The organism is Streptomyces sp. NPDC046977 (genome assembly GCF_040644455.1).
Taxonomy (GTDB): domain Bacteria; phylum Actinomycetota; class Actinomycetes; order Streptomycetales; family Streptomycetaceae; genus Actinacidiphila.
Genome location: NZ_JBEYWO010000039.1, coordinates 61675 through 74352 on the forward strand (window position 1 = coordinate 61675; position 12678 = coordinate 74352).

The 12678-nt window shown below is 72.4% G+C and carries 11 protein-coding genes; 1 reads left to right on the forward strand and 10 read right to left on the reverse strand.

What is annotated here, in order from left to right:
- Positions 1–20: 20 nt before the first annotated feature.
- The 10 genes from ABZ883_RS37845 to ABZ883_RS37890 all read right to left on the reverse strand — a co-directional run bounded on the left by ABZ883_RS37845 (position 21) and on the right by ABZ883_RS37890 (position 10455).
- On the reverse strand, positions 21–815 hold the full coding sequence (locus tag ABZ883_RS37845; RefSeq protein WP_360914918.1) for an AAA family ATPase: 795 nt from the start codon (positions 813–815) through the stop codon (positions 21–23).
- A gap of 127 nt (positions 816–942) precedes the next feature.
- Positions 943–2046 carry a 3-dehydroquinate synthase gene (aroB, locus tag ABZ883_RS37850; RefSeq protein WP_360914921.1) on the reverse strand — a complete coding sequence of 368 codons (1104 nt, stop codon included), beginning with the start codon at positions 2044–2046 and terminating at the stop codon, positions 943–945.
- Positions 2043–2558, reverse strand: coding sequence for a shikimate kinase (locus ABZ883_RS37855; protein ID WP_360914924.1), 516 nt, complete (start codon positions 2556–2558; stop codon positions 2043–2045). Before ABZ883_RS37855 ends, aroB begins: the two co-directional genes overlap by 4 nt.
- A complete protein-coding gene (aroC, locus tag ABZ883_RS37860) occupies positions 2555–3739 on the reverse strand; it encodes a chorismate synthase (protein WP_360914927.1) in 1185 nt (394 codons plus the stop codon). The genes ABZ883_RS37855 and aroC overlap by 4 nt, the downstream gene beginning before the upstream one ends.
- Before the next feature lie 141 nt (positions 3740–3880).
- On the reverse strand, positions 3881–4717 hold the full coding sequence (locus ABZ883_RS37865; protein WP_360914930.1) for a shikimate dehydrogenase: 837 nt from the start codon (positions 4715–4717) through the stop codon (positions 3881–3883).
- Positions 4717–6462, reverse strand: coding sequence for an endolytic transglycosylase MltG (mltG, locus tag ABZ883_RS37870; protein WP_360914933.1), 1746 nt, complete (start codon positions 6460–6462; stop codon positions 4717–4719). The genes ABZ883_RS37865 and mltG overlap by 1 nt, the downstream gene beginning before the upstream one ends.
- Positions 6463–6593: 131 nt before the next feature.
- The gene (gene ruvX, locus ABZ883_RS37875) at positions 6594–7058 is read right to left on the reverse strand and encodes a Holliday junction resolvase RuvX (protein WP_360914956.1); all 465 of its coding nucleotides are present in this window, start codon (positions 7056–7058) and stop codon (positions 6594–6596) included.
- Between the two features lie 8 nt (positions 7059–7066).
- On the reverse strand, positions 7067–9736 hold the full coding sequence (alaS, locus tag ABZ883_RS37880; protein ID WP_360914936.1) for an alanine--tRNA ligase: 2670 nt from the start codon (positions 9734–9736) through the stop codon (positions 7067–7069).
- Complete coding sequence (locus ABZ883_RS37885; protein ID WP_360914939.1) at positions 9736–10026, reverse strand: DUF6167 family protein; 291 nt, start codon at positions 10024–10026, stop codon at positions 9736–9738. The genes alaS and ABZ883_RS37885 overlap by 1 nt, the downstream gene beginning before the upstream one ends.
- 6 nt (positions 10027–10032) lie before the next feature.
- Positions 10033–10455 (reverse strand): DUF948 domain-containing protein, encoded by a 423-nt coding sequence (locus ABZ883_RS37890; RefSeq protein ID WP_360914942.1) that lies wholly within the window; start codon positions 10453–10455, stop codon positions 10033–10035.
- A 137-nt stretch (positions 10456–10592) separates the two neighbouring features.
- Here ABZ883_RS37890 and ABZ883_RS37895 point away from each other — a divergent pair.
- Positions 10593–12678: regulator (locus ABZ883_RS37895; RefSeq protein ID WP_360914945.1), on the forward strand; the 2086-nt coding region annotated here is incomplete at its 3' end.

Sequence of the window (12678 nt, forward strand, 5' to 3'; positions counted from 1 at the left end):
AGGCTAGGCCGCCCGGCGGCCTACCAGGCGGGCGGTCCCTGCAGGCTGCGGGCGACGACGCCGTCGAGGGCGGCGGCCGCCGCGGGCACGTCCAGGTGGGAGTTGTCGATGATGGGCAGCCCGGACCCGTACCAGCCGGCCATACGGCCGTGGATGCGGGCGACCTCCTCGTCGGTCAGCCGCCGGTTGCCGGTGCGCTGAGCGTTGCGGGCCAGCACGACGTCGAGGCCGGGGAGCAGGACGACGGGCAGCAGGCCCGGGCCGACGTGGCGCTTCCAGCCGCCGAGGCCGACGACGGGACGGTCGGGGAACACGGCGTCGTCGATGATGCAGGAGATGCCGTTCGCCAGGAAGTTGCGGGCGGCGAAGCCGCAGGTGCGGCGGGCGAGACGGTACTGCGCCTCGGAGTTGTCGTTCCAGCCCGACTGGGGGTCGGCGAAGCCGGAGCGGACCCATTCGCGCACGTCGTCCAGGCTGATGTGGGCCGTGGGGACACCGCGGTGGTCGGCCCAGTGGCGGGCGATGGTGGTCTTCCCGGCTCCCGCGGCGCCGATCAGCAGGACAGCCACGGGGCCGGGGCCGTATCCGGGGCGCGGACGTTGGGCGCCGGGGCTCGTACCGGGGTCCGCGCCGGGCGGCGGACCGGGCTGGGGGACCTGCTCGGGCGGCCGTCCCGGGTGCTGGACGGGGGCTCCGGGTGCCATCGGGAAGTGGCCGGTCGCCGCCGGTGGCTGCGGCGGCGGGGATCCGGGCCGGCCGGACGCCGGCTGTCCGCCGTGCGGCGGTGGCAGAGGCGCGCCCACGCCATGCTGCATCGCGGCCACTCCGTCCCGTACAAGTGCTTTCAGGTTCGACCGAACGGTACCGTCAACGGCCGCAGTTGTGTGAACGGCCGGGTCACCCGCGAGGTGCCCGGCCGTTCGGCGACAGTGGTGCCGGTGGCTACTTGGAGATCTCCGCGTAGGCGGCGAGGAGCACCGCGGGGTCGGGCGCCTCCAGGACGGTGGGCTTGGCGAGGGCGTCCAGGACGATGAAGCGGAGCCGGTCGCCGCGGGACTTCTTGTCGACCTTCATGGTCTCCATCAGCCGCGGCCACTGGTCCCCGCGGTAGGTCAGCGGCAGCCCCACGGACCCCAGCACCGCGCGGTGGCGGTCCGCGGTGGCGTCGTCCAGGCGCCCGGCGAGGCGGCCGAGTTCGGCGGCGAAGACCATGCCGATGGAGACGGCCGCGCCGTGCCGCCAGTCGTACCGCTCGTTCTTCTCGATGGCGTGGCCGAGGGTGTGGCCGTAGTTGAGGATCTCCCGCAGGCCCGACTCCTTGAGGTCGGCGGAGACCACCTCTGCCTTGACCCGGATGGCCCGCTCGATCAGCTCGGCGGTGTGGGCGCCGTCGGGGGTGCGGGCGGCGGCCGGGTCGCCCTCGATCAGGTCGAGGATGACCGGGTCGGCGATGAAGCCCGCCTTGATGATCTCCGCGAGGCCGCTGACGTAGTCGTTGACCGCGAGCGACTCCAGGGCGGAGAGGTCGCACAGCACGCCGGCCGGCGGGTGGAAGGCGCCGACGAGGTTCTTGCCCTCGGCGGTGTTGATGCCGGTCTTGCCGCCGACGGCCGCGTCCACCATGCCGAGCACCGTGGTCGGGACGGCGATCCAGCGGACGCCGCGCAGCCAGGTGGCGGCGACAAAGCCGGCCAGGTCGGTGGTGGCGCCGCCGCCGACGCCCACGACGACGTCCGTGCGGGTGAACCCGGACTGGCCGAGCGCCCTCCAGCAGTACGCGGCGACCTCGGCGGTCTTGGCCTCCTCCGCGTTCGGCACCTGGATCGCCACGGCCTCGTAGCCCTGCTCCGCCAGGTCGTCGCGGAGCGCCTCGCCGGTGGCGGACAGCGCCTCGGGGTGGATGACGGCGACACGCGCCGCCTTGTCGCCGATCAGGCCGGGAAGCTCGCCGAGGAGCTGCCGGCCGACCAGGACCTCGTACGGCTCGGTGCCCGCACTGCCCCCGACCTGGATGCGGGTGGGGACGTGGGCGGCGTGCTCGGTCATGCGGTCTTCAGCTCCAGTGCGTCCAGGACGGCGTCGGCGACGTCCTCGGGGGTGCGGTCCGCCGTGCTGACCACGGCGCGGGCGACCTCGGTGTACAGCGGGCGCCGGGCGTCCATCAGCTCCCGCCACTGCCGTCGCGGGTTGACGGCGAGCAGCGGCCGGGCGGCGTCGAGACCGACGCGCTTGACGGCCTCGGCGACATCCATGTCGAGGAAGACCACGGGCAGGCCCGCGAGCAGGCCGCGTGTGTCCGCGTCCAGGACGGCGCCGCCGCCGAGCGCGAGCACACCGGGGTGCTCGGCCAGCGCGGCGCGCACCGCCCGGGCCTCCAGGGCCCGGAAGTGCTCCTCGCCGTCCTCCACGAAGATGTCGGAGATCGGCCGGCCCTCGGCCTCGACAATGTCGGCGTCGGTGTCGCGGCAGGTCACGCCGAGCCGTTCGGCCAGCAGTTCGCCGACGGTGGTCTTGCCGACCCCCATGGGGCCCACGAGAACGACGACCGGGCCGCTCATCGGATCGCCAGGTGGTCGAGGTAGCCGCGCACATTGCGGCGGGTCTCGGTGACGCTGTCGCCGCCGAACTTCTCGGCGACCGCGTCGGCGAGCACCAGGGCGACCATCGCCTCGGCCACGATGCCCGCCGCCGGGACGGCACAGACGTCGGAACGCTGGTGGTGGGCCTGGGTGGCCTCGCCGGTGGTGACGTCCACGGTGGCCAGGGCGCGCGGCACGGTGGCGATGGGCTTCATCGCGGCCCGCACCCGCAGCAGTTCGCCGGTGGACAGGCCGCCCTCGGTGCCGCCGGAGCGGCCGGAGGAGCGGCGGATGCCGTCGGGCGTGGCCAGGATCTCGTCGTGCGCCTTGGAGCCGGGGACGCGTGCGAGCTCGAAGCCGTCGCCGACCTCGACGCCCTTGATCGCCTGGATGCCCATGAGGGCCGCGGCGAGACGCGCGTCGAGACGGCGGTCCCAGTGCACATGGCTGCCGAGACCGACCGGCACGCCGTACGCCAGCACCTCGACGACGCCGCCGAGGGTGTCGCCGTCCTTGTGGGCCTGGTCGATCTCCGCGACCATCCGCTTGCTCGCGTCCGAGTCGAGGCAGCGCACCGGGTCGGCGTCGAGCTTGTCGACGTCGGCCGGCGTGGGCAGGACGCCGTACGGGGCCTTGGCGGAGGCGAGTTCCACGACGTGGGAGACGATCTCGATGCCGGCGGTCTCCTTGAGGTAGGAACGGGCCACCGCGCCGAGCGCGACACGGGCCGCGGTCTCACGGGCGGAGGCGCGCTCCAGGATCGGCCGGGCCTCGTCGAAGCCGTACTTCTGCATGCCGGCGAGGTCGGCGTGACCGGGGCGCGGCCGGGTCAACGGGGCGTTGCGGGCCAGCCCGGCGAGGATCTCGGGGTCGACCGGGTCGGCCGACATGACCTGCTCCCACTTGGGCCACTCGGTGTTCCCGACCATGATCGCGACCGGCGAGCCCATGGTCAGCCCGTGGCGCACGCCGCCGAGGAAGGTGACCTGGTCCTGCTCGAACTTCATGCGGGCACCGCGGCCGTAGCCCAGCCGCCGCCGCGCGAGGTGGTCCGCCACCATGGCGGTGGTGATCGGCACGCCGGAGGGCAGCCCCTCCAGCGTCGCGACGAGTGCGGGGCCGTGCGACTCCCCCGCGGTCAGCCAGCGCAACGTGCTCAACGGTGCTCGCTCCTTCTCCATGGGCCGTCCCGCGGCAGGGCGGGCCGGACCGGCCGTGCGTGCTCCGATCCTTTCACGTATCGGTGCGAGGGCCGCGCACGGTCCGCCGAGCGGACACCGGGCGCCGTCGGTCCGCGGCGCTCAGGAGCGGTGCAGCGCCGCCTCGCCCGCGGCGCGCATCGCCGCCAGGGGGGCGGGCCGGCGGCCGGTCATCATCTCCACCTGGAGCACGGCCTGGTGCACGAGCAGGTCGAGCCCGCCGACCAGCGCTCCCCCGCGGGCGGACCACGCGGCGGCCAGTGCGGTCGGCCAGGGTTCGTAGAGCACGTCGAACAGCGTGCCGGGGGCCCGGGGCACCGCCGCGGCGAGCGCGTCCGTGGTGCCCGCCGGGGTCGTGGCGACCACCAGGGGCGCGCCGAACGCACGGTGTGCGTCCTCCCATGCCGCCGTGCGCACGGTCACGCCCAGCCGCTCGCCCCACTGCCGCATCTCGGCCGCGCGGGCGGTGCTGCGCACATAGGCGGTGACCTCGCCGTCGCAGATCTGCGCCAGCGCGGCCAGCGCGGAGGACGCGGTCGCGCCCGCTCCCAGGACCGCGGCCGATGCCACCCGCCCGACCCCGCGTTCCCGCAGGGCCGCGACCATACCCGGGATGTCGGTGTTGTCGCCCGTGCGGCGGCCGTCCTCGGCGAAGACCACGGTGTTCACGGCCTCCACCGACGCCGCTGTCTCACTGACCGTGTCGAGCAGCGGGATCACCGCGCGCTTGAGCGGCATCGTCAGCGACAGACCGGCCCAGCGCCGGCCGCCCTGCCCCAGCTCCTCCAGGAATCCGGGCAGGGCCTCCTCGCCGACCTCGAACCGGTCGTACGTCCAGTCGTCCAGCCCCAGCTCCGCGTAGGCGGCGCGGTGCAGCACGGGCGACAAGGAGTGGGCGATCGGCGATCCGAGGACCGCCGCCCGCTTGCCGTCACTCATCAACCGCCGTGCTCCCGCTGGTACTTGTTGAACTCCTCGACGTTCTTGTCGTGCTCGGCCTGGCTGTTGGTGAAGCGCGTGTCACCGGGCTTGACCGTCACGAAGAACACCCAGTTGCCCTTCGTCGGGTGCAGCGCCGCCTCGATGGCCTGGTGCCCGGGGTTGCCGATCGGGCCCGGGGGCAGGCCCCTGTGGTTGTACGTGTTGTACGGCGACGGGTCCTTGGTGTCGGCCGTCGACGTGTCCAGGGTGCTGCGGCCCTTTGCGTAGTTGATCGTCGAGTCGAACTGCAGCTGCATGTTCTGGTCGAGGCGGTTGTAGATGACCCGCGAGACCTTGCCGAACTCGTCGTCCTCCTTCGCCTCGGCCTGTACCAGGCTGGCGATGGTGATGACCTGGTGCGGAGTCATGCCGACCTTCTTCGCCTGCCCCTGCAGGTCGTCCTTCTCGTACTCCGCCGTGGCCTGCTTGACCATTTGCTTCAGCAGTTCCTCGGGCTTCATGTCCTTGGCGATGCTGTAGCGCGAGGGGAAGAGGAACCCTTCCAGCGGGTCCTTTATGTCCGCCCCGTCGTCCGCCCAGGAGGGCATGCCCAGCTTGTCGGCCTGGGCCGTGGCGACCTTCTTCGTGGTGCCCTCGTCCAGGCCCAGCTTGGCGTCGATGGTCGAGTAGATCTGCGCGTCCCGCAGGCCCTCGGCGATGATCAGGACGTTCTGCGACTTCGGGTCGAGCATCATCTTGACGGCGCTGGAGGCGGACATCTCCTTCTTGAGGACGTACACGCCGGCCTGGATGAACTTGCCCTTGGGGTTCTGGTTGCTGGCGGTGGTGAACGCGTCGACGCTCTTGACCACACCGGCCTTCTTGAGGATGTTGCCGATCTCGATGCCGCTGGCGCCCTGCGGGATCTCGACCTGCACCTCCCCGGAGCCCTGGCCGGCGAAGTCGGGGGCCGGGCCGAAGTGCGACTCGTAGTACCCGTAGCCGAGGTACGTCACGCCGGCCAGTCCGCCGCCGAGCACGACGAGCACGACCAGGCAAGCCATGCCGCTGCGGCGCTTCTTGCCGCCCTTGCCGCCCTTGCTCCCCTTGCCGCCGCGACGGTCGCCGCGGCCGCCGGCGCGGTCGTCGTCGTCCTCGTCGTCGTCACCGCCGCCGGAGAAGAAGGCGTGGTCGTCTGCGGCCTCCGCCTCGTCGTCCCACTCGGGACGGGACGGCTCCGGCTGCCGGCGCTGCGGCTGGGGGCGCTGGGGCTGCGGCCGCTGCGGAACCTGCTCCGGCGGCGTCTGCTCGTAGCCCTGCGGGGCCTGCTGCTGCTCCTGGTACCGCTGGTCCGGCGGCTGCGGCGGCGGGTAGCCGTTCTGGCCGTAGTAGTCGGGCTGCGGCTGGCCGCCGCCGTAGGGGTCGCCGCCGTAGCCGGCCGGGTTGCCCCAGGAGGGGTCGTACTGCTGTTGCTGGGTGTCGTACGGGTACTGCGGCTGCTGGCCGGTGCCGGCGTACGGATCCCAGCCGCCCTGCTGCTGATACTGCTGCGGGTGCGGTTGCTGTTGCGGGTGTTGCTGGGGATATTGCTGTTGCTGCTGGGAATGCTGCTGCGGGTACTGCTGTTGTTGGTGCTGCGCCTGGGGGTGCGGCTGCTGCTGGTGGGGATGCTGCTGAGGCTGCTGCTGACCCCACTGATCACCGAAGAGAGGGTCTTCGGGGTGCCATGCTTCGGAGCCTGAGCTCCGGCCATAGTCAGTCATCGATCCCCTACGGTTCGGTTCGCGAGGCGGCAGCAGGCCGGCGCCGGTGGCGCGGCCCAGGTCGGCCGGCCCTGGGCACCTCGGCTCCGCGACGGAGCCGCTGTGTCGCGCGGAACGTTACCGTACCGCGATCAGATAAAAGGTTCGACGCTCTCTCCGGGAGCTTTCCCGGACACCCGTTCGGTCTCCAGGGCACTCTGCAGGATAACGACAGCGGCGGCCTGATCGACGACCGAACGTCCCTTCTTCGCCGTCACACCCGAAGCGCGCAGCCCCTGGGTGGCGGTCACCGTGGTCATTCGCTCGTCCACCAGCCGCACCGGGACCGGCGAGATGATCTTAGCCACATCCTCGGCGAAACCACGTGCCTTGGCCGCGGCCGGCCCTTCCCGCCCGCTGAGCGAGCGGGGCAGGCCGACCAGGACCTCGATCGGCTCGTACTCCTCGACGAGCTGCGCGATGCGCCGGCGCGCGGCCGGGACGTCCCGGCCGGGCACCGTTTCGACCGGTGTGGCGAGGAGCCCGTCGGGGTCGCACGAGGCGACCCCGATGCGGGCGTCCCCGACGTCGATCGCGATCCTGCGACCCCTGCGCATGAGCGACATCAGACCGTCTCGGCGACCAGACGCTGCACCGCGGCGACGGCGTCGCCGACGGCGTCGGCGTTCTGACCGCCGCCCTGGGCGACGTCCGGCTTGCCGCCGCCACCGCCGCCGAGGGTCTTGGCCGCGGTGCGGACCAGGTCACCTGCCTTCAGACCGCGCTCACGGGCCGCCTCGTTGGTGGCGATCACGGTCAGCGGGCGGTCATTGGCGACGGTGAACAGCGCCACGACGGCCGCCCGGCCGCCGGTGATCCGCTGGCGGACGTCCAGGACGAGCTTGCGCAGGTCGTCGGCGCTCGTGCCGTCGGGGACCTGGCCGGTCACCACGGCGACGCCCTTGATGTCCTGGGCGGACCCGGCGAGACCGGCGGCGGCCTGCAGGACCTTCTCGGCGCGGAAGCGCTCGATCTCCTTCTCGGCGTCCTTGAGCTTGGCGAGCATGCCGGCGATCTTCTCCGGGAGCTCCTCCGGGCGGCCCTTGACCAGCTGCTGGAGCTGGGCGACGACCGTGTGCTCGCGGGCCAGGAAGTTGTACGCGTCCACGCCGACCAGGGCCTCGACGCGGCGCACGCCGGAGCCGATCGAGGACTCGCCGAGCAGCTTCACCAGGCCCAGCTGGGCGGTGTTGTGGACATGCGTGCCGCCGCACAGCTCCTTGGAGTAGTCGCCGATGGTCACGACGCGCACGCGCTCGCCGTACTTCTCGCCGAACTCCGCGATGGCGCCCGCCTTCTTGGCGTCGTCGATGCTCATGACCTCGGCGGTGACGTCGAGTTCACGGGCGAGCACGGCATTGATCTTCTGCTCGACGTCCGTGAGCACGCTGCCGGGCACGGCGGTCGGCGAGCCGAAGTCGAAGCGGAAGCGGCCCGGGGAGTTCTCCGAACCGGCCTGGGCTGCCGTGGGGCCGAGGGCGTCGCGCAGCGCCTGGTGCGTGAGGTGCGTGGCGCTGTGGGCGCGGGCGATGGCGCGGCGGCGGCCCAGGTCGATCCTGGCGAGGACGCCGGAGCCGACCGTCACCTCGCCGACCTGGACGCTGCCCTTGTGCACGGTGACGCCCGGCACGGGCTGCTGCACGTCCCGGACCTCGATGACGGCGCCGGAGTCGGTGCGGATGCGGCCGGTGTCGGCGAGCTGGCCGCCGCCCTCGGCGTAGAAGGGGGTGCGGTCGAGGATGACCTCGACCTCGTCGCCCTCGTTGGCGGCCGGCGACGGCACGCCGTCCACCAGCAGGCCGACGACGCTGGCTTCGCCCTCGTTGTCGGTGTAGCCGGTGAACACCGTCGTGCCGGCGGAGTCGGCCACGGCGCGGTAGGCCGACAGGTCGGCGTGGCCGCTCTTCTTCACCAGGGCGTCGGCCTTGGCGCGGTCCCGCTGCTCCTTCATCAGGCGGCGGAAGCCCTCCTCGTCCACCGACAGGCCCTGCTCGGAGGCCATTTCGAGGGTGAGGTCGATCGGGAAGCCCCAGGTGTCGTGGAGCAGGAAGGCCTTGTCGCCGGGCAGCACGGCGGAGCCGGCGGCCTTGGTCTCGGTGACGGCCGTGTCGAGGATGTTCGTGCCGGCCTTCAGCGTCTTGAGGAAGGCGTTCTCCTCGGCGACGGCGACCGTCTCGATGCGCTTGCGGTCGTCGGCCAGCTCCGGGTACTGCTGCCCCATCGTCTTGATGACGGCGTCGACCAGGTCGAGGACGACCGGGTCGGTGGCGCCCAGCATGCGCATGTTGCGGATGGCGCGGCGCATGATGCGGCGCAGCACATAGCCGCGGCCCTCGTTGCCGGGCGTGACGCCGTCGCCGATGAGCATGACGGACGTGCGCATGTGGTCGGCGACCACGCGCAGGGAGACGTCGGACTCGTGGGCGGCACCATAGGCGACGCCGGTGAGCTCGGTGGCCTTGTCGATGACCACGCGCAGGGTGTCGGTCTCGTACATGTTCTGCACGTCCTGCAGGATCATGGCGAGACGCTCGAGACCGAGGCCGGTGTCGATGTTCTTGGCGGGCAGGTCGCCGAGGATCGGGAACTCCTCCTTGCCCGTGCCCTCCCCGCGCTCGTACTGCATGAAGACCAGGTTCCAGATCTCCACGTACCGCTCGTCGTTGACGGCCGGGCCGCCCTCGACGCCGAACTCGGGACCGCGGTCGTAGTTGATCTCGGAGCACGGGCCGCAGGGGCCCGGGACGCCCATGGACCAGAAGTTGTCCTTCATGCCCAGGCGCTGGATGCGCTCGGCGGGCACGCCCACCACGTCGCGCCAGATCTGCTCGGCCTCGTCGTCGTCCTTGTAGACGGTGATCCACAGCCGCTCGGGGTCGAGCCCGTAACCGCCGTCCGCCACGGAGCTGGTGAGCAGCTCCCAGGCGAACTTGATGGCGCCTTCCTTGAAGTAGTCGCCGAAGGAGAAGTTGCCGCACATCTGGAAGAACGTGCCGTGCCGCGTGGTCTTGCCGACCTCTTCGATGTCGGGCGTGCGGACGCACTTCTGCACGCTGGTGGCGCGCGGGAAGGGCGGCTTGACCTCACCCAGGAAGTAGGGCTTGAACGGGACCATGCCCGCGGGCACCAGAAGAAGGGTCGGGTCGTCGGCGATGAGCGACGCCGACGGCACGACGGTGTGCCCGCGCTCCTCGAAGAAGCGCAGCCAGCGGCGGCGGATTTCTGCCGACTCCATCAGTGATCGTCCTTCCGGTGGTGGTACGCGATCGCCGGCCGCTGAGCCGGCATGTCGAGATCGGGGGCCGTACGGCCCAGTTGGTCGTTCAGCTGGTCCTCGCGCTCGGCCATGCCGGCGCGGACGTCCTGGGCGAAGGTGCGCAACCGGCCCCCTGCCTCCAGCGCCTTGTCGGCCGCCTTCGCGGCGAGGCTCTCGGGGGTCAGGCCGCGCACGGTGCGCTGGACCTTGGTGGTGGCCCAGACTCCGGCGGCGGCACCGGCGGTGAACCAGAAAGCACGGCGGAACATGGCAGGTCAGCCCCTCGACTTACGGCTGCGGGCGGACGGGAGCGTCCGGCCGAGGACCACGGTGCGCTTCTTGGCGGCGCCCTTGGTCTGCAGGTTGACCGCGCGCCGCACCCCGTAGCCGAAGGCCGCGACCTTCACCAGGGGGCCGCCGAACGTGGAGGCGACGGTCGTGGACAGCGCGGAGGCGTTGGCGGTCACCTCGGCGACGTCGGAGGTGATGGTCTCCACACGGGCCAGCTGCGTGTGCGCGGAGCGCACCGCCTCGGAGGCCTCGCCGAGCAGCGGCACCGCCCGGTCGGTCACCTCGGCGACCAGCCGGGTGGCCTGCCGGAGCGCCTGGGCGAGCCGCACCAGCGCCACGGCGAGGAACGACACCAGGATCGCCCAGAAGACCGCCACGATGAGGCCGGCCACCTCTCCACCGGACACGTTGCTGCTCCCTCGGATCGCCACGTCAACCAGGTAACGACCTTATCGTGACGGGCCCCGCACTCCGTACCGCATTACCCCCCGCGGCGCCGTTCGGACTGTACGTTCCGCTTATTTGACGATACCCTCCGTGACCCATGCACCATGAGAGGACGCCCGGCAACCTGCCGAGCGAGCTGAACCACTTCGTCGGCCGGCGGCATGAACTCGCGGCGGTGGAGCGCCTGCTGGGCACGGCCCGGATGGTGACGCTGACGGGGGTCGGCGGGGTGGGCAAGACCCGTCTCGCGCTGCGCGCGGCGGGGTCGGCGCGCGGCTTCGGCGCCGGGGTCTGGCTGGCGGAACTCGGCGCGGTCCGGGATCCGGGGCTGGTGGACCACGCGGTCGCCGCCGCCCTCGACCTGACCGACCACACGATGCGCGGCCCGCGGGCCGCGCTCGTCGGCTTTCTGGCCGGCCGCGAACTGCTGCTCGTGCTGGACTGCTGCGAGGGGCAGGTCGAGGCGGCCGCCGACCTCGCCGAGGCGCTGCTGCGGCAGGCGCCGGGCCTGAAGGTGCTGGCCACCAGCCGGCAGCCGCTCGGGGTGCCGGGCGAGCACGTGCTGCCGGTGGAGCCGCTGGCCGATCCGCACGAGGCGGTGGAGTTGTTCGCGGAGCGGGCGGCCGCCGCGCAGCCGGGGTTCCGGGTGGACGGCGGCAACCGCCCCGAGGTCGAGGAGCTGTGCCGGCGGCTGGACGGCATCCCACTGGCGCTGGAACTGGCGGCGGGCCGGCTGCGGGCGCTGTCGGTGCGGCAGATCGCCGGACGGCTCGACGACCGGTTCCGGTTGCTGACCCGGCGCGGCCCCGGCGGCCCCGAACGGCACCGCGCCCTGCGCACCGCGATCGGGTGGAGCCACGAGCTGTGCACCCCCCTGGAACGCCTGCTCTGGGCACGGCTGTCGGTCTTCGCGGGCGACTTCGGCCTGGAGGCCGCGGAGTACGTGTGCGCCGGTACGGAGGTGCCGGCCGAGGCCATGGCCGACCTGCTGGCCGACCTGGTGGACAAGTCGGTGGTGCTGCGCCGCGACGCGGCGGGCGCGGTCCGCTACCTGCTGCTGGACACGGTGCGCGAGTACGGGCTCGGGTGGCTGCGGGCACTGGGCGAGGAGAGTCGGCTGCGGGGACGGCACCGCGACTGGTACCTGGGCTTCGCCACCTGGGGCGAGCTGGAGTGGTTCGGCTCCCGGCAGGCGGAGGTCTCGTCGAGCACCGAACGCGAACTGGCCAATCTGCGGGCCGCGTTGGAATTCTCGCTGGAGGTCCCCGAGGAGTTCCGTACGGGCCAGTACCTCGCGGCGAGCCTGTGGTTCTTCTGGGTCGGCTGCGGCCGGCTCGCCGAGGGGCGCTACTGGCTGGAGCGGGCGCTGACCGCCGACACCTCGCCGACCGGGCAGCGCGCCAAGGCGCTGTGGGTGTGCGGCTACGTCTCGATCCTGCAGGGCGACGGCACGGCGGCGCTCGGGATGCTCGACGAGTGCCGCGCGCAGGCCCTGGAGACCGGGAACGCCGCCGCGGTCGCGTACGCGGTGCACCGGATGGGCTGCGGGGCGCTGCTCAGTGACGACCTGCCGCGGGCGAAGGCGCTGTTCGAGGAGGCGCTGGGCCACTACCGGACGCTGGGCGAGCTCAACAGCAACGTCATCATGGCCGAGGTGGAACTCGCCATGGCGGTGGCCTTCCAGGGCGACCTGGAGGGCGGGATCGAGCTCTGCGAGAGCATCCGGGAGACCTGCGAGGACCACGGGGAGCGCTGGGCGCTGGCGTACGCGCTGTACACGCGGGCGGTCATCGCCTGGTGGCAGGAAGACACGTGCCTGGCCGCGGAGCTCGCGGCGGAGTGCGTCCGGATCAACCACGCCTTCCGTGACCTGGTCGGCATCGTGCTGGGCATCGAGCTGCTGGCGGCGCTGACGGCCTCGTACGACGCCCAGGAGGCGGCGGTCCTCCAGGGGGCCGCGGGCGGTATCTGGGACGCGGTGGGCCTGCCGGTCTTCGGTTCGCGCTATTTCGGGATCCCCCACAGCCACTGCAAGGAGCTCAGCCGGGCGGAGCTGGGACGGGCCGGCTACGAGCGGGCCTTCGCGGAGGGCGCCGTCCTGGATCTGGACTCCGCCGTGGCCCGCGCCCTCGACGGGTGCCCGCCGGCGCTCGCGGGCACCCGTCGAGGGCGCGCGGGCGCGC

Coding starts and splice junctions, on each gene's coding strand:
- ABZ883_RS37845 (WP_360914918.1), bottom strand. CDS start 815: ATGCAGCATGGCGTGGGCGCGCCTCTGCCACCGCCGCACGGCGGACAG.
- alaS (WP_360914936.1), bottom strand. CDS start 9,736: ATGGAGTCGGCAGAAATCCGCCGCCGCTGGCTGCGCTTCTTCGAGGAG.
- ABZ883_RS37855 (WP_360914924.1), bottom strand. CDS start 2,558: ATGAGCGGCCCGGTCGTCGTTCTCGTGGGCCCCATGGGGGTCGGCAAG.
- mltG (WP_360914933.1), bottom strand. CDS start 6,462: ATGACTGACTATGGCCGGAGCTCAGGCTCCGAAGCATGGCACCCCGAA.
- ABZ883_RS37865 (WP_360914930.1), bottom strand. CDS start 4,717: ATGAGTGACGGCAAGCGGGCGGCGGTCCTCGGATCGCCGATCGCCCAC.
- ABZ883_RS37885 (WP_360914939.1), bottom strand. CDS start 10,026: ATGTTCCGCCGTGCTTTCTGGTTCACCGCCGGTGCCGCCGCCGGAGTC.
- ruvX (WP_360914956.1), bottom strand. CDS start 7,058: ATGCGCAGGGGTCGCAGGATCGCGATCGACGTCGGGGACGCCCGCATC.
- aroB (WP_360914921.1), bottom strand. CDS start 2,046: ATGACCGAGCACGCCGCCCACGTCCCCACCCGCATCCAGGTCGGGGGC.